The organism is Bradyrhizobium sp. CB3481, assembly GCF_029714305.1.
Lineage (GTDB): Bacteria > Pseudomonadota > Alphaproteobacteria > Rhizobiales > Xanthobacteraceae > Bradyrhizobium.
Map to the genome: position 1 here is coordinate 5,888,247 of NZ_CP121647.1, position 15,689 is coordinate 5,903,935.

Here is a 15,689-nt window from a genome sequence, read left to right on the forward strand (position 1 = left end):
CAGGCTTTAGCCGCGTCGTCAAAGGGGGGCAGTGGTGCACATAAAACTCATTGCTCTGTTGTTGGCCTGCGGCGCCCTCTCCGGCTGCTGCGCCTCCGGCACCGGCTGCTCGACGACACCGACCGTCGGCGCGCCGATTGCCTGGGATGGGCTGGGCGAAGCGCCGACGGCAGATGGCGATCAGGCCGCGCCGGCCAAGCCGAAGCGACGGACCGCGCGCAATCGCGATCGCGAGATCATTCTCGGCCCGCTGAATGATGTCCCGTCCAAGGAAGCGTCGACCAGATCGGACGCCAGGGCGCGATACGATGAGTGGACGCGGCTACCCAATGAGGATCCGGAAGCCGATGCGAGGCTGAAGCGGCAAATCAAGATTTGCCAGAATTGCTGAGCGGCAAGTCGCGGCCAGTTCTGCGAGCATCTGCCGGGCGACCGGCCCCCACTTACTGCCCTTCTCCTCACGTAGCCTTGCTCCTAGGCGGCTGGCGGTCGCGGCACGGTCGAGCGCAGCATCGCGTCGAGGAGCTGCTCGACCCCGGTGCCGTCGGGCAGCCGATGCAAGATGTCCTTTAGCCGCCCGTCGAGCAGCAGCATGGTGAAGCCGTGCACCAGCGACCAGGCGCGAGCGATCGCCGCCGCCTGGTCGAGCGAGAGCGCCTCCAGGGCTTCGCCGGTCAGCTTCTCGTTGCGGCTAAGGCTGACCGCGGTCGCCAGCCCCTCGAACGAGGCGGTCGCCGCCTCATGCAGCGATGGCCGCGTCATGTCGAGCCGCTCGGTCCGGAACATCAGCCCGTACATGCCAGGGCGCGCTCGCGCATAGGCGACATAGGCCTTGGCGCGCGCCATCGCCTTCATCAGCGGCAGCGTTTCGGTATTGCCCGCTGCGATCATCGCTTCGTTGAAGCGGCGAAAACCGATAGCGGCAAGCTCGCTCAACAGCCCCGTGAGATCGCCGAAATGATGCGTCGGCGCCGCGTGCGAGACGCCGGCCTCGCGCGCCACCGCCCGCAGCGTCAGGCCAGGCAGCCCTTCGCGCTCCAGCACGCGCTCGGCCGCAGCCAGCAAAGCGTCGTGCAGATCGCCATGGTGATAAGGAGTCTCGCCCGCCGGGCGCCGCCGCCGGGCGGCCGGCCTTTCGGCCGCGGCTCTTGCCGGCTTGCGCCTTACGGCGGGACGGCTCGCTCTTGATGTTCTTGTCATCGATTCCTTATAGCTGCAATTTTTACAGTGTAAAGATTTTGCTTGACGGCGCCTCGCAACATCCCTACTGATATCTTTACGATGTAAAGATAAGATCGGAGGAGACGCGAGATGCTCGAGCAGGTAAAGACCGAGACAGCACGGACCAATCTGGCGCCGATCCCGATGGAATGTGACGCGCCGCATCTCAAGGTATCAGGCGAGTTGCCGCGCGAGCTCAACGGCACGCTCTACCGCAACGGCCCCAACCCGCAGTTCGATGCGCCGGGCGCTCATTGGTTCGTCGGCGACGGCATGCTGCACGCCTTTCATCTGGAGAATGGCCGCGCCAGCTACCGCAATCGCTGGGTCCGCACCCCGAAATGGCTGGCCGAGCATGACGCCGGCCGCGCCCTGTTCGGCGGATTCGGCCGCAAGCTGCCGGGTGCGCCCGCCGGCATTACCGACGACGGCGGCGTCGCCAACACCAACATCATCTTCCATGCCGGCAAGCTTTTGGCGCTGGAGGAAGGCCATCTGCCGACCGAGATCGAGCCCGGCACGCTCGAGCGAACAGGCTATTGCGACTACAACGGCGCCATCAAGGGGCCCTTCACCGCGCATCCCAAGATCGATCCGGCGACCGGCGAGATGGTATTCTTCGGCTACAATGCCAAAGGCCCTCTCACACCCGCCCTCTCCTTCGGGTCGGTCAATGCCGCTGGCGTCGTGACGCGGTTCGACCGCTTCGAGGCGCCCTATGCCAGCATGGTGCATGACTTCATCGTCACCGAAAATCATCTGCTGTTTCCGATCCTGCCCATTGCCGGCAGCATGGAGCGGGCGATGCGCGGTGGACCGCCCTACGCCTGGGAGCCGGAGAAAGGCGCCTATGTCGGCGTCATGAAGCGCAACGGCCCGGCGAAGGATCTGGTCTGGTTCCGCGCCGAGAACTGCTACGTCTTCCACGTCATGAATGCGTGGGAAGAAGGCAGCCGCATCATTGCCGACGTGATGCAGTTCGAGGAAGCGCCGCTGTTCCCCCACCCCGACGGCTCGAAGACCGATCCGCAGAAATCGCGGGCGCGATATTGCCGCTGGACCTTCGATCTATCAGGCAATACCGACCGCTTCACGCAAACCTATCTCGACGATATCACCGGTGAATTTCCGCGCATCGACGATCGCCGTGCCGGCCTTTCGAACAGCCATGGCTGGTATGCCTGCGCCAATCCTGACCTGCCGATGTTCGGCGCGCTAAGCGGCATCGTCCATGTCGACGGCAAGGGCAAGCGCCTCGGCCACTACCTGCTACCTGCCGGCGATACGATTTCCGAGCCGGTGTTCGTGGAGCGCGGCCCTGATGCCGCAGAAGGTGACGGCTGGCTGCTGGCAGCCGTCTGGCGCGCGCGGGAGAACCGCAGCGATCTGGCGGTGTTCAACGCACAGGACGTCGAAGCCGGTCCGGTCGCGCTGGTGCATCTCGGCCACCGTGTGCCGGATGGCTTTCACGGCAACTGGGTGAGCGCGGAATAAGGCGCACGTCATTCCGGGATGGTCCGCAGGACCAGACCTCAGGTGCGCAATTGCGCACCGGGGAATCTCGAGATTCCGGGTCGATACTGACGCATCGCCCCGGAATTACGTCGTTGAATGCACAGAGCTTTTGGCGGTCATATCCCACATTTTGACACTGTAAAGATTTTCCTTGACGGCGACAGCCCGCGGCCCTACGGTATCTTTACGATGTAAAGATTAGCTCCGAGAGCCTGCCATGACCATCTTCCTGATCCTCGCCCCCTTCGGCTCGTTTGCCCTGCTGATGCTGGTGACCTCGGCCAAGATCGGCCTTTTCGTAGCGGCCGCGATCTGTCTTGCCGTCATCGGCATCGATGTCTATCGCGGCCGCTCGATCAAGCTGCTTGGCGCGGGCTCTGCCGTCATGTTCACCGCACTCGGAACTTACGTCGCATTGGTCGATCCGAAACTCAGCCATTCGGCCGTCAAGCTGATCGTCGATATCGGCGTGCTCGCGATCTCGCTCATCTCGCTGATCATCCGCAAGCCGTTCATCCTGCAATATGCGCTTGAAGAGGTTGATGCCGAGACGGCCAAGCAGCCCGGTTTTCTGAAGGCGGTCTATCTCATCACCTGGGCCTGGAACGCGGCGTTCGTCCTGATGATCATCGGTAACATGCTGACGATCTACGTGTCGGGCCTGCCGCTATGGTCCAGCCTGGTGATCGCCTTCGCTGCACGTAACAGTGCTGCCTATTTCACGGCTTGGTATCCACAATATCGCAAGGCGAAGTATGGTACGCCGCCTGCGAACGCCCTTCCCGGCACCCACTGACCTAAGACCACCCGTCACAACACGATCAGCAGAGAGCATCACGATGAAGGACGTATTCGCCAGACTGGGCGCCGATTTTTTCTCCACCATCGTGTTCATCGCGATCTATCTCGCGACCGACAACGTCCTGCTGGCGACGGGCGTCGCGATTGCGGGCGCGATAGGCCAGGTGATCTACTCGCGCCTCAAGGGCAAGGAGCTCGGGTACATGACATGGGCGAGCCTTGCGCTCGTCATCGTGCTCGGCAGCGCGACGCTATTGACCCACGATCCGCGCTTCGTGCTGGCAAAACCTGCGATCGGGCATTTCGCGATCGGCGCCATCATGCTCAAGCGCGGCTGGATGCTGCGCTACATGCCGCCGATCGTGTCGCAGACCATTCCGGAATACGTCACCTTCGCAGGCTATGCCTGGGCCGCCCTATGCTTCGTGCTGGCCGCCGGCACCATCGGCATCGCGATGATCGGCGACATGAAGCTGTGGACGTTCTATGTGACGGTCGTGCTGGTCGGCGCCAAGATCGCCGCCTTTGCGATTCAATACGTCGCGTTTCGTATTTTGGTCGGCAGCCGGCTTCGCGCTGCCGCCCAGCGCGCCTGAAAAATACGCGGCAAAAGGACGCTTGAGGCGGTTGGGCTTGTGTGGCGAGATAGGCTATACCGCCGATCGAGTTTTGGCGGATCTCGCAAGCCATTCCGGTTTGCCGGGAAAATGTCGGGAGACAAAGATGGCCGTGGACGGAAACTGGAATATCACCATGAGCACGCCGATGGGTGAGCGCAAGGCGACGCTGTCGCTGAAGAGCGCCGGCGGCGCGCTCACGGGCACGCAGGGCGCCGACGGCAATTCCGGCGAGATTTTTGACGGCACCGTCAACGGCGACGACGTTGCCTGGAAGATTTCCATCACCAACCCGATGCCGCTCACCCTGGAGTTCACCGGCAAGGTTTCCGGCGACAGCATGTCCGGCGAAATGGGGATTGGCCCGATGGGCAGCTTCCCGTTCACGGGATCGCGGGCCTGATGGATCGGGAGACTCCGCGTCTCCTCCTTCTCTCATCCATGCACAAGACGATTTTCGCTAAGATCGCCGCCCTCGTCTCACTGGCGGGTGCGGCGATTGCGCAAGCGCCGGCGGGCGAACCGGCCTGGCGCAAGAGCGCGCTTCCCCTGGTGCCACCGGATCACGTCGCAGGCGAAGCCTATCGCACCGATGAAGCCGCGATGACCGGCTATCTCGCGGTCTATCCCGCCAATGCAAACGATCCGAAATCGCCGGCAAGCGTATTCGCGCCGCGGCAGGTGCTCGTCGTCAGGCTGATGCGCGAGGATGGTGCACTGCGCGCCGCATCGGCGGAATTGCAGCCGCGTACAGATCCGACGCGCGGCAATCGCGACACCACCATGACCGATCCGGACGGCGAGGAACGCGAGTACGACAGGCAGGACGCCGAACTCGCGGCTGGCCGTGCGAAGCTGCCCGCGGGTACCGAGCCCTGTAGCCTCGGCGCATGGTCGGAGGACCGCGATCCCAAGGGCCTGAACGTGCGCGCCGAGCCTTCGGTGAAGGCACGCGTGGTTGGCACGCTGCCGCCGCCCTACCGGCTGAAGATGGGCGGCGCCGAGAACACGCCCGAAGGCGGCTGGCTGACCGAATTCCGAATCATCGGCTTCAAGGAGGGCTGGTTCCTGATCGAGGGTGCCAAGCCGCCGGGCAAGGAATATGAGGACGAAAACAGATACCCGCGCAACGCGCCAAAACCCTATTCGGGACGCGGCTGGGTCGCCGCCAACAAGGTTGGCGCCAGCTACGCCAATGGCGGCACGCGCATGGGCGGGTTATTCCAGGCCCCGTTCGTCGATGCACAGTGGACGCCCGCGGGACGCAAGCTCGGCGGCACGCTGGATACCGATGGCGGCCCGAAACGCATCCTCGCCTGCAGCGGCCACTGGGGACTGGTGGAAAGCCACGACGGCGTGCGCGGCTGGTGGCGCGCGCTGTGCAACAACCAGGTCACGAACTGCAGTTGAGCTGACCGTTTCGGCCGGTGCAATGCCGTCAGAACCAGATCCGCATCGGCAAGCCGTGCGCATCCGGCAGCGGCGATCCCACGCTGCCTGCAGGTTCGCGCGCGGCAATCGCCATCGCGCAGGCGTCCAGGACATCGTCACGCTTGGCACCACTTCCAATCCGCGTTGCGGTGAGCCACCGGTCGATGTCGCGAAATCCGCTTCGCTTGAGCAATTTCCGCCGAAGGCTATCTCCCTCCACGGACTTCTTCGGCGGCAAGGGCTTGTTGTCGTTCAATCGCAGAAATACCAGCTCCGGATGGGCCTCACGAATATCGTGGGCGCGATTGGCCTGCACGAACGTATCGACTTCCATGATCTTCGGCCCGAGATGCCAGAGCTGACGCGATACGCGCTTCTGGCCACGCTGCAAGGCACCGCGATTGGCACGGTCCGGATCGGAAAAATCGGTCCACAGCCAGCGCCGTGCGCCGGTGAACACACGCGAAGAATGCGGCCGTAGTCGCTCGCGGGCGAGGAGGTCACAGGCCCGCTCGCCGTCATCGGTCATGCCGATAGGAATGTCGATCGCGGCGCGGTCAAAGCCGACGGACAGCGCATCGGCAATGTCGCAACAAAATCTGATCTCGTGAAGGTCGCCGTCGAGCAGCACGGCGACCCAGCCTCTGCTGAAGCCGTCGAGGCCAAGCGCCCTCACCCCAGGTTCAATTCCTTGAAGAAGTCATTGCCCTTGTCGTCGATGATGATGAAGGCCGGGAAATCCACCACCTCGATACGCCAGATCGCTTCCATGCCGAGCTCGGGATATTCGACGACCTCGACCTTCTTGATGCAGTGCTCGGCGAGGTTAGCCGCCGCGCCGCCGATCGAACCGAGATAGAAGCCGCCGTGCTTCTTGCAGGCTTCGCGCACCGCGACTGCACGGTTACCCTTCGCGACCATCACCATCGAGCCGCCGGCGGCCTGGAACTGGTTGACGAATGAATCCATCCGCCCCGCGGTGGTCGGACCGAACGCGCCGGAGGCATAGCCGTCGGGCGTCTTGGCGGGACCGGCGTAATAGACCGGATGGTTCTTGAAATACTCCGGCAGCGGCTCGCCCTTCTCCAGCCGCTCGCGCAACTTGGCGTGGGCGGAATCGCGCGCCACGATCATGGTGCCAGTCATCGAGACGCGGGTCTTGATCGGATAATTCGACAACGTCGCCAGAATTTCCTTCATCGGCTTGTTGAGGTCGATCTTGACCACCTCGCCGCCAAGTGACTGCTCGACTTCAGGCAGATACTGCGCCGGATTATGCTCGAGCTCCTCGAGATAGACGCCGTCCTTGGTGATCTTGCCAAGCACCTGGCGGTCCGCCGAACAGGAGACGCCAAGCCCGATCGGGAGCGAGGCGCCGTGGCGCGGCATCCGGATCACGCGCACGTCGTGGCAGAAATATTTTCCGCCGAACTGCGCGCCGACGCCGAGCGACTGCGTCATCTTGAGAATTTCCTGCTCCATCTCCAGATCGCGGAACGCGTTGCCGTCGGCCGAGCCCTGGGTCGGCAGCGCATCGAGATAGCGTGCGGACGCCAGCTTCACCGTCTTCATGCACAGTTCGGCCGAGGTGCCGCCGATCACGATCGCAAGGTGATATGGCGGGCATGCCGCGGTGCCGAGCGTCAGCACCTTCTCCTTCAAAAACGCCAGCAGGCGGTCTTTGGTCAAAACCGATGGCGTTGCCTGGAACAGAAAACTCTTGTTGGCGCTTCCGCCGCCCTTGGCCATGAACATGAACTTGTAGGCGTCGTCGCCCTCGGCGTAGATCTCGCACTGCGCCGGCATGTTATTGGCGGTGTTCTTTTCCTCGTACATCGAGAGCGGCGCCACCTGCGAATAGCGCAGGTTACGGCGCAGGTAAGCATCGCGCGCGCCTTCCGAGAGCGCAGCCTCGTCGTCGCCGTCAGTGATGACGTTGCAGCCCTTCTTGCCCATGATGATCGCGGTGCCGGTATCCTGGCACATCGGCAGCACGCCACCGGCGGCAATGTTGGCGTTCTTCAGGAAGTCAAAAGCGACGAACTTGTCGTTGTCGCTGGCCTCCTTGTCTTCCAGGATCGAGCGGAGCTGCTTCAGATGGCCCGGCCGCAGGTAATGATTGATGTCGCCGAAGGCAGCTTCCGACAGCGCCCGCAGCGCCTCGCGCGAGACCACCAGCATGTCCTTGCCGAGCACCTTCTCGACCCGCACGCCCTCGGTCGTGATCTTCTTGTAGGGCGTGGTATCAGGCCCCAGCGGAAACAGCGGCGTGTGCTTGTAGGGCGGAACGGGCTTCTGGTCGGGAAAAGCAGTCGGGGCGTTCATGTCAATATCTCGGGTTGGAGCCGGCAGCGGCCGGAATGGTGCCGCGGAGATAGACCCGTTCTAAGCATTTTTCGACCAAAAGGAAGGTTTGCTTGCCGGCCAGATGCGGCCGAATCCGGCAATTTAACCTGCCAATCGGCGATTGAACCCGTGCGGGCCATCTTCAGACAAACCCGAGATTTCCGATGGCCCGCGAACAGACTTGCTGATGCAATGAACTCGACCACCACAATGCCCGATGCGGCTCCCGCCCCGATCCGTCCGCCGCGGCTGCTCGGGCTTTATCTGCTCTTGATCATCGTTGCTGCGATCGAAACCTTCGAGGGGCTGTCGGACGCGCCGACGTTGTTCGGCGATATGTCGAAAATTCCGGGCCCCGGCCTCGGCGGCGCGATCATCAAGGCATATATCGCCAGCCATCCCGTGCTGGCGCTGGCGGCGTTGATCTTCGCTACCGTCGGCCGGCTGCGCTTTGCGATCATGGCGCTGGCCGCACTCGCGCTGATGAACTGGCTGAACTACATGCCCTCGGTGGTGCTGCATGGGCTCGATTTCGGCGGCCTCTCCGCCTTCCAGACCCCGGTCCAGATCATCGCGTTTCCGCTGATGGCCGCCTGCGCCATCGCGCTCGCCGCACGCGGCGAGCGGCTGGGACTTGCCACTATGCTGGCCAGCATCCCCACTTTGTTCAATGTGGCGGCCGTGATCGCCTTTGGCATCAGCGTCTTCCTCTACGGTTTCTGACAAGCAAGTTGACTTCCGCGCGCGCTACTTGCAGGAACATCGGCGCGCGGGCCTTGTAGCGCATGGGGGCATTCAAAATGGCTTTGGCATCACGACTTGGGGGATCGACCCTGCTTGCCGCTGTTCTGGCGCTGGCCGCTACGGTCGGCGCCTCGCCGGCGCGTGCCGATCGCTGCGACGATAGTGCCAGGGAGTTGGCCAACCAAATCGACAGGCTGAAGGTCAACTTCAAGGCCGCCAACACGGTCTATCTAACGCACCCGCTCGCCAAGGAATTGTCGGTCGCTTGCCGGGGCGACAAGTTTGCCATCGAGCTCTACGCCAAGGGCGACCGCAAGCCGAAGCCGGAATTCATCTCGCTGGTCGGCGCCATGGCCGCGCTCGTCTTTTCGGTGACCAAGGACGACACCACGACTGGCGCGTCGCGCTGCCTCAAGCGCATGGGCCTCCTCCGCGGCGACAAGGTCAACATGCGTTTCCGCCGGCTGACCCTGGAGTGCCAGCGCAACAAGACCGAGGCCTGGATTGCGGTCACCCGCGGCAAGGATGAATAGATTCAAATCAATCGCATTCTAACGATTCTGCGAGCCGCCCATTCACCATTGGACGGGGTTTGGCAGCATCGGCGCCGATCGCTGGGCCGGATTCACCAATCATTGGTTTGAAGGAGGCAGTGTCGGAGGCAACCAAAAGGATGCTTCTGATGAATATCTCTGCTGTCCCACCAACAGTGGTGGTCAAAGCACCCGAAGTGCCGGTGTTCAAGGCCCCCGAGCCCGACGTCCAGAACGGCGCGCCCGCCGACGGCACCCGCAAGCCGCAGCCGACGCAAGTCGCGCCCCTGCCGCCCGGACAGGGAACACGGGTCGACCAGCTGGCGTAAACAGCTGACGTTCGGGGCCGGGACGAACCAGCGCCGCAAGCTTGCCGAATCGCGCGATCACGTCGCCATGGGGGTGTTCCGCGAGAACTCCTTCGCCGCTATGCTGACTATGCGGCGCACATACGCTATCGTCTGCTGCCAGGCCTTTGATGAAACAACGAGCTTGGTGAGATAACGAAAGCGATATCGCGATGCCCGAAAGCAAGACCTACACCGGAGGCTGCCATTGCGGCCAGGTGCGTTTCGAATGCACCACCGATCTCGCCATGGTCACCGCCTGCAACTGCTCGATCTGCACCAAGAAGGGCCTGCACTTCACCTTCCTCGATCCGAAAAGCTTTCACCTCCGCGCCGGCGAGGAGAACTTGAAGGAATACCTGTTCAACAAGCACGCCATCCACCACCAGCTCTGCGTCGATTGCGGGGTCGACGTCTTCGCACGCGGCAAGAAGCCCGACGGCAGCGACGTGGTCGCGCTGAATGTGAGCTGCATTGACGGCATTGAGTTGTCGAAGCTGACGATGACGCCGATCGATGGGCGGAGTTTGTGACCGCGGAGCGGTCATTCCGGGGCGCGCGTTTGCGCGAACCCGGAATCTCGAGATTCCGGGTCTGGTCCTACGGACCATCCCGGAATGACGGTGCTAACCATCCAGCGTCTTGTACTTCCGGAAAATCCCCTCCTCGTTGAACGGGATCCTTCGCTCGCTCGCCAGATATGCCTTGATGTTCGGCCGCGCCGCGACGCGGTCGCGCAGGGCGACAAGGCCGGGAATCTTGCGCTCGAAAGCCTTCATGCGCTTCGGGAAAGCGTAGCGCAGCCCCTCGACGATCTGAAATAGCGATAGGTCGACGTAAGTGAGGCGGCGCCCGGTCACATAAGTCCCGCCATTGGCCTTCAGCAGATCCTCGAAATAGCCCAGATATTTCGGCACGCGCGATTTCCAGAATTCGTCGGTGCGTTTCTTGGCCGGCGCCTTCTGGTCTTCGTAATAGAGCGAGGGCCCGAGCGGGTGATGGGTGTCGTGAATTTCGAGCACCAGATCAGCGATCGTGAGCTGCAGCTGATGCACCCACAATTTGCCGGCCTCCGACTTCGGCGCCAGGCCGTGGCGCGATCCCAGATAAAGCAGAATGTTGGCGGTCTGCCCGATGACGAGCTTGCCGTCCTTGAGGAATGGCGGCGCGAACGGCGGCGTCCCCTTCTGCGCTTCCATCATGCGCGTCATCGCGGCCATGCCGTTGCCACGGCGCGCCACGTCGGCATATCGGGCGCCCGCCTCTTCGAGCGCGAGGCGGACATATTCGCCGCGGCCCTGAATCATTGGCCAGTAATAGAGCTCGTAACGCATCGATCACACCTCCGCTGCCGGTTCGACCGATATAACAAACCATCGCGAGGTCTGTTCGTCACGCGCAGCGGCACTGTTATGCGCGCATAGAAAGAGGCCGCCTGCCGGCGGCCTCGATCCACACTTGCAGCGCCGTGGGCGGCTTCTCCCACAACGGGCGCTCAATTCGCCGCGAAGCAATAAAGCAGCCCGTCGCCGCCGGTGCTCTTCAGGTCGGCCTGGGAGCACCCGCCATCCGGACCGCGCGAGGGGTGGGAGGAATTCCAGGACTTCGACGCATCGTCATCGCGCAGGCCCATGCGATCGGAATGGCCGACCATCGCCGAGCCCTGGGTCGAGCTCGTCCAGTTCTTGCAGGTACGATCCTCGCCGGCCGCAAACGCTGAGCCGTCCGCCTGCGATCCCGTCAGCACGTCGTGGCGGTTGGGCGTATCGCCGCGGCCGTTGATGACCTCGCCCTTCTCGCTGAGCGCGGTCTGCTTGGTGAGGCCGTTGGCGCCGTGCAGTTCGGCGACATCTTTGGCGATCACCTGGCCCTTGGCGTTCTTCCACGGCCCCTTACCGATGCGGTCGCGCGCATTGACGGCCGGCTGGCCGTCGGCGGCCTGCGTTGAGAGATAGGCCCGCCAGGTCTTGCCCCCTGCTCCCGCCGCCTGTGCCAGCGTCTGGCAGTGATTGTCGGCCCCGGCGAGCCCGCCGAGATTGCCGCCATTGCCGATGCCATTGCTGGTTAGGAAGAAGCTGGTGTCGGCAGATTGCGCCTGCGCGGGCGATGCAGACAGCGCTATGGCGGCAATCATCATGCTGGCCGGCGCGACCATCCTGGCAAGATTCTTCATCTGGTTTCTCCCGTTGGTTTTTGTTCGTTGTCATCAACCCGACATGACGGTCATTATTCCGGTCGCGGTGACCTCATCGTGAAATCGATCGACGAAGAACCCTTCTCGTGCCCCCAAAAGAAAAAGGCGCCGCGGAATGAACCGCAGCGCCTTCATCGTCGTGTATGGGATCGATCAGCTGGTCTGCTGGATCGCCGAGAGTTCCCAATCGGCGCCGCGCCGGCGGGCGAAGGTCCAGACCTCGGTGGCCTCGATCGGGGTTTCGCTGCCGGCGACCAGACGGCCGGTGGTGCGTTCCAGGGTCTTGTCGACCAGCGAGAACCGCATCGCCACGCTGGCATAATCGGTTTCGCCCTCGCGCCAGGCTTCCGCGAGGTCGCCCTGCAGCAGCTTGACGTTGGACACCTTGTTGACGTCGTTGCGGGCCTTGTTCTCCTCGAGATCCTTGGAGAAGTAGGACACCATCTCGGGCGTCGCGAGCGTGTGCAGCTTCGCAATGTCCTCATTCGACCATGCAGTCTGGATCTCGCCAAGCAGCCGCTCGAAGGCCTCATAGTCAGCCGGCTGAATTTCCAGGGCCGGCTGGCTCGATCCGATCCCGAAGCCGCTCAGTCCGGAGCGGAAGCTGGTCTGCGCGCCCTGGCCTTCGGCGGGCGCGCCGGCATAGGCGGAGGCCGGGGTATGGCGGCGCTGCCACCAGGACATCGCCAGCCGTACCACGATGACGATCAGCGCGATCTGCAACAACAGGCCGATGATCGACGACAGGCCGCCTAGGCCGGAGAACAGACCGCCGCCGAACAGCATGCCGAGCAGGCCGGCGCCGAGGAAGCCGGCAGCAAGGCCGCCGAGCATGCCCATGCCGGGCCGGTTGAAGAAGCCGCCCCTATTGGGCGCGCCAGCCGCAGGCGTGCCCATCCCGGGGTTACCCGGCTGGGTAAAGGTGCGGTTCATCGGCTGCGCCGTGCCCGGCGCGGTGGTCGTGCTGGGGGGCGCCGAATAGGTCCGCGATCCCCGCGAACCCGAGCTGCCACCGCCGCCAACGCGGGCGTCAGCCGCCTCGATCGAAATCGCCAACGGGAGCGCCACGGACAGGATGATGGCCAGTGTCCGGATAATTCCGCGCGTGCCTTGCGAGAAATTCATGTGCTTTTTCCTTAGGTCCCCTGGATGGGGAAGCGCCCCTAACATGGGCACGGCTGCCTAAAAGTGAAGCCATTATCGGGAACCGCGGCTGCGGCCCTCAGTCGCGGGGATGTGACGATTTGGCAGGGAGTTAGCGGTAGTTCCGGAGATGGCAGGCGAGCCTGGAGGCGCGCCGCGGTGATGCCCCGACACAAAATCTCGAAAACAACCCCATGCACAGTACAGAGCCCGGGCGCCAAGTGCGTCCCCGTTCACGACGCCGTCATCGTCTCCTTCACCTTCTCGACCAGCGCGCTGAGCGCGAAGGGCTTGGGCAGGAAGGCGAACTGCTCGTTCTCCGGCAGGCTCTTGTCGAAGGCCTCTTCGGCATAGCCGGAGACGAAGATGATCTTGAGGCTAGGGTTGAGTTTGCGCATTTCGCGCAGCATCGTCGGGCCGTCCATTTCCGGCATGACGACGTCGGAGACGACGAGATCGACCGCGCCTTCCTTTTCGTCGAGGGCTTCCATCGCCTCGATGCCGTTGGAGGCCTCGATCACGCTGTAGCCGCGCGAGCGAAGGCCGCGCGCATTGAGCGAGCGCAGGCCGTCCTCGTCTTCCACCAGCAGGATAGTTCCCTGCCCGGTCAGATCGGGCCGCGGTTTCGACGGCTCAGCCGCCCCTTCCTTGGCCGCCTGCGGCTCCGGCTGCGCTTCCAGCTCGGGCCGGTGACGCGGCAGGAAGATGCGGAAGGTGGTGCCTTCGCCGGGCGTGGAATCGACATAGACGAAGCCGCCGGTCTGCTTGACGATGCCGTACACCGTGGAGAGCCCGAGGCCGGTGCCCTTGCCGACTTCCTTGGTCGAGAAGAACGGCTCGAAGATCTTGTCGACGATATCGGCCGGGATGCCGGTGCCGGTGTCGGAAATGTCGATCCGCACATAGTCGGCGGCCGGCATGCCCTTGTGCGAGAGCTGCGCGGCCTCTTCCGCCGTCACGTTGCCGGTCCTCACCGTCAGCTTGCCGCCATCGGGCATCGCATCGCGCGCGTTGACCGCGAGATTGACCACCACCTGCTCGAACTGCGAGACGTCGACCTTGACCGGCCAGAGGTCGCGGCCATGCACGAGATCGAGCTTGACCTTCTCGCCGATCAACCGGCGCAGCAGCATGGTGAGATCAGAAAGCGCGTCGCCGAGGTCGAGCACCTGCGGCCGCAGCGTCTGGCGCCGCGAGAACGCCAGCAGTTGCCGCACCAGCGTCGCCGCGCGGGTCGCGTTCTGCTTGATCTGCATGATGTCCTGGAACGACGGATCGGTCGGCTTATGCGCGTTCAGCAGGAAATCGTTCGCCATCATGATGGCTGACAGCACGTTGTTGAAGTCGTGCGCGATGCCGCCGGCGAGCTGGCCGACCATGTCCATCTTCTGCGACTGGTTGATCTGGTTCTCCAGCGTGCGCCGCTCGGAGGTCTCCAGCAGATAGACGATGGCGGCTTCGGTGTCGCGCTCGTCCTCCTCAACCGCGGTGACGAAGAACTGCCCCCAGCGCTCCTTGGCGCCGTCGAGCATGACCTCCACCGGGGCGATGTCGCCCTGCCCTTCGGCGGCCTGGTTGATCGCCGCGATCAGAAGGCCGCGATCGCGTGCGTTCACCGTGCGGAAGATCGACTTGTTGGCCGCACCGTCCGGGCTGAGGCTCTGCGCGAGCTTGGCGAAGCGTGCATTGGCGCGCACCACGTTGCCGCCGCTGTCCACCGTCGCAATCGCCATCGGCGTGTGATCGAAGAAGCGCATGAAGCGGACTTCGGCGGCGCGTTCCGGATCGGAATGCTCGTCGCGCGCGCGGCTGATCACCAGCGTGCGCGACGAACCCGGCGCGCCGTCGGCGCCGAAGGCGAGCTTGTGATAGAGCCGCACCGGCATGGTCTTGCCGCCGCGCATGCGCAGGTCGATGTCGAACACTTCGGTCTTGACCTCGCCCGGCACCGCCACGATCGAGGTGAGCAGCGCCGCGCCATCGCCGGAGACGATATCGGTGAGCTTGAGCCCGCCCGAGCCGATCTCGGCAAGATCATAATCGAGCCAGTTCGCCAGCGTGGCGTTGACATAGATGACATCGCCGGCCGGATTGACCGAGAAGAAGCCGCACGGCGCATGGTCGAGATATTCGATCGCGTGCTGCAATTCCCTGAATACGTCTTCCTGGCGCTCGCGGTCGCGCGTGATGTCGGCGATCGACCATACCGCGTATTTCGCCTCGCGCTTGCTCTGGCCGAGCGGGCGAACGCGCATTCGGAGCCAACGGCCCTGCGCGCCATCGGAGCCGGCAATGCGGACCTCCTCCTGCTGCCGCTTGCCCTCGCGCGCCGCCTTGAGAAGGCGGAAGACGGCCTCCGAGACGTCGGGGTTGCCGATGAAGACGCGCTCGACCGGTCGCACGTCCTGCGGGCTCACAGCGCCCGTCAGCGCCAGATAGGCGGCGTTGGAATAGACCACATGCCCCCTCGGATCGGTCACCGCCAGCCCGTCATGGGCATGGTCGGCGATGCGGCCCATCACCGGGTCGTCGGCGGCGCGGTCGGTGAAGCGGACGATACCGGCGGCAAAGGCGAACAGGTTGAACAGCCCGACCATGGCGAGCAGCGCCAGCACGCCGAGAATATAGGGTTGGGCCTGGGCGCGGCCGATCGTCATCAGCGCGACCGCCACCGCCACGATCCCGGCCGCCACCAGCAGCACCAGCACGATGCTACCGCTCCGCCGCGCCGGCTCATGGGCCGCGAAGGGCTCGGTCGGCGAATGGCTGTCGGTTTCGACGGTCATGAAAGAGGCGC

The 15,689-nt window shown here is 63.8% G+C and carries 17 protein-coding genes; 10 read left to right on the forward strand and 7 right to left on the reverse strand.

The genetic code is table 11. From position 1 onward, the window contains the following. Nucleotides 1-34 precede the first annotated feature (34 nt). Nucleotides 35-391, forward strand: a complete 357-nt coding sequence (locus tag QA643_RS28770) for a hypothetical protein (RefSeq protein ID WP_283029033.1) — start codon at nt 35-37, stop codon at nt 389-391. An 83-nt stretch (nt 392-474) separates the two neighbouring features. On the opposite strand, the gene QA643_RS28775 is transcribed toward QA643_RS28770, so the two are convergent. Next, the gene (locus QA643_RS28775; protein ID WP_283029034.1) at nt 475-1,200 is read right to left on the reverse strand and encodes a TetR/AcrR family transcriptional regulator; all 726 of its coding nucleotides are present in this window, start codon (nt 1,198-1,200) and stop codon (nt 475-477) included. Nucleotides 1,201-1,311: 111 nt separating this feature from the next. Between QA643_RS28775 and QA643_RS28780 the strand changes: the two genes are divergently transcribed. From QA643_RS28780 to QA643_RS28800, 5 genes are all read left to right on the forward strand, one after another. Further along, the gene (locus tag QA643_RS28780; RefSeq protein ID WP_283029035.1) at nt 1,312-2,715 is read left to right on the forward strand and encodes a carotenoid oxygenase family protein; all 1,404 of its coding nucleotides are present in this window, start codon (nt 1,312-1,314) and stop codon (nt 2,713-2,715) included. Between the two features lie 238 nt (nt 2,716-2,953). Next, on the forward strand, nt 2,954-3,532 hold the full coding sequence (locus QA643_RS28785) for a hypothetical protein (RefSeq protein WP_283029036.1): 579 nt from the start codon (nt 2,954-2,956) through the stop codon (nt 3,530-3,532). A gap of 43 nt (nt 3,533-3,575) precedes the next feature. Further along, nucleotides 3,576-4,133 carry a septation protein IspZ gene (locus QA643_RS28790; RefSeq protein WP_283029037.1) on the forward strand — a complete coding sequence of 186 codons (558 nt, stop codon included), beginning with the start codon at nt 3,576-3,578 and terminating at the stop codon, nt 4,131-4,133. A 127-nt stretch (nt 4,134-4,260) separates the two neighbouring features. Further along, the gene (locus QA643_RS28795) at nt 4,261-4,557 is read left to right on the forward strand and encodes a hypothetical protein (RefSeq protein WP_283029038.1); all 297 of its coding nucleotides are present in this window, start codon (nt 4,261-4,263) and stop codon (nt 4,555-4,557) included. A 38-nt stretch (nt 4,558-4,595) separates the two neighbouring features. Beyond that, entirely contained in the window at nt 4,596-5,564 is a 969-nt protein-coding gene (locus QA643_RS28800; RefSeq protein ID WP_283029039.1) for an SH3 domain-containing protein, read from the forward strand. 28 nt (nt 5,565-5,592) lie between these two features. Here QA643_RS28800 and QA643_RS28805 read toward each other — a convergent pair whose 3' ends face one another. Together QA643_RS28805 and QA643_RS28810 are read right to left on the reverse strand one after the other, a co-directional pair. Further along, nucleotides 5,593-6,261, reverse strand: a complete 669-nt coding sequence (locus tag QA643_RS28805) for a DUF429 domain-containing protein (protein WP_283029040.1) — start codon at nt 6,259-6,261, stop codon at nt 5,593-5,595. Then, nucleotides 6,258-7,910, reverse strand: coding sequence for a fumarate hydratase (locus QA643_RS28810; RefSeq protein ID WP_283029041.1), 1,653 nt, complete (start codon nt 7,908-7,910; stop codon nt 6,258-6,260). The genes QA643_RS28805 and QA643_RS28810 overlap by 4 nt, the downstream gene beginning before the upstream one ends. 213 nt (nt 7,911-8,123) lie before the next feature. On the opposite strand from QA643_RS28810, the gene QA643_RS28815 reads away from it, so the two are divergent. The 4 genes from QA643_RS28815 to QA643_RS28830 all read left to right on the forward strand — a co-directional run bounded on the left by QA643_RS28815 (nt 8,124) and on the right by QA643_RS28830 (nt 10,088). Beyond that, on the forward strand, nt 8,124-8,654 hold the full coding sequence (locus tag QA643_RS28815; RefSeq protein WP_283029042.1) for a hypothetical protein: 531 nt from the start codon (nt 8,124-8,126) through the stop codon (nt 8,652-8,654). 77 nt (nt 8,655-8,731) lie between these two features. Next, complete coding sequence (locus tag QA643_RS28820; protein ID WP_283029043.1) at nt 8,732-9,208, forward strand: hypothetical protein; 477 nt, start codon at nt 8,732-8,734, stop codon at nt 9,206-9,208. Between the two features lie 149 nt (nt 9,209-9,357). Then, entirely contained in the window at nt 9,358-9,537 is a 180-nt protein-coding gene (locus QA643_RS28825) for a hypothetical protein (protein ID WP_283029044.1), read from the forward strand. A 191-nt stretch (nt 9,538-9,728) separates the two neighbouring features. After that, on the forward strand, nt 9,729-10,088 hold the full coding sequence (locus QA643_RS28830; RefSeq protein WP_283029045.1) for a GFA family protein: 360 nt from the start codon (nt 9,729-9,731) through the stop codon (nt 10,086-10,088). 93 nt (nt 10,089-10,181) lie between these two features. On the opposite strand, the gene QA643_RS28835 is transcribed toward QA643_RS28830, so the two are convergent. The 4 genes from QA643_RS28835 to QA643_RS28850 form a co-directional block, all read right to left on the reverse strand. After that, nucleotides 10,182-10,889: a glutathione S-transferase gene (locus QA643_RS28835; RefSeq protein WP_283029046.1), complete on the reverse strand. Its 708-nt coding sequence runs from the start codon at nt 10,887-10,889 to the stop codon at nt 10,182-10,184. Between the two features lie 161 nt (nt 10,890-11,050). Further along, nucleotides 11,051-11,710 carry a lectin gene (locus QA643_RS28840; protein ID WP_283034964.1) on the reverse strand — a complete coding sequence of 220 codons (660 nt, stop codon included), beginning with the start codon at nt 11,708-11,710 and terminating at the stop codon, nt 11,051-11,053. Nucleotides 11,711-11,902: 192 nt separating this feature from the next. Beyond that, a complete protein-coding gene (locus QA643_RS28845) occupies nt 11,903-12,874 on the reverse strand; it encodes a TIM44-like domain-containing protein (RefSeq protein ID WP_283029047.1) in 972 nt (323 codons plus the stop codon). A 251-nt stretch (nt 12,875-13,125) separates the two neighbouring features. After that, nucleotides 13,126-15,678, reverse strand: a complete 2,553-nt coding sequence (locus QA643_RS28850) for a cell cycle histidine kinase CckA (protein ID WP_283029048.1) — start codon at nt 15,676-15,678, stop codon at nt 13,126-13,128. Nucleotides 15,679-15,689: the final 11 nt, after the last annotated feature.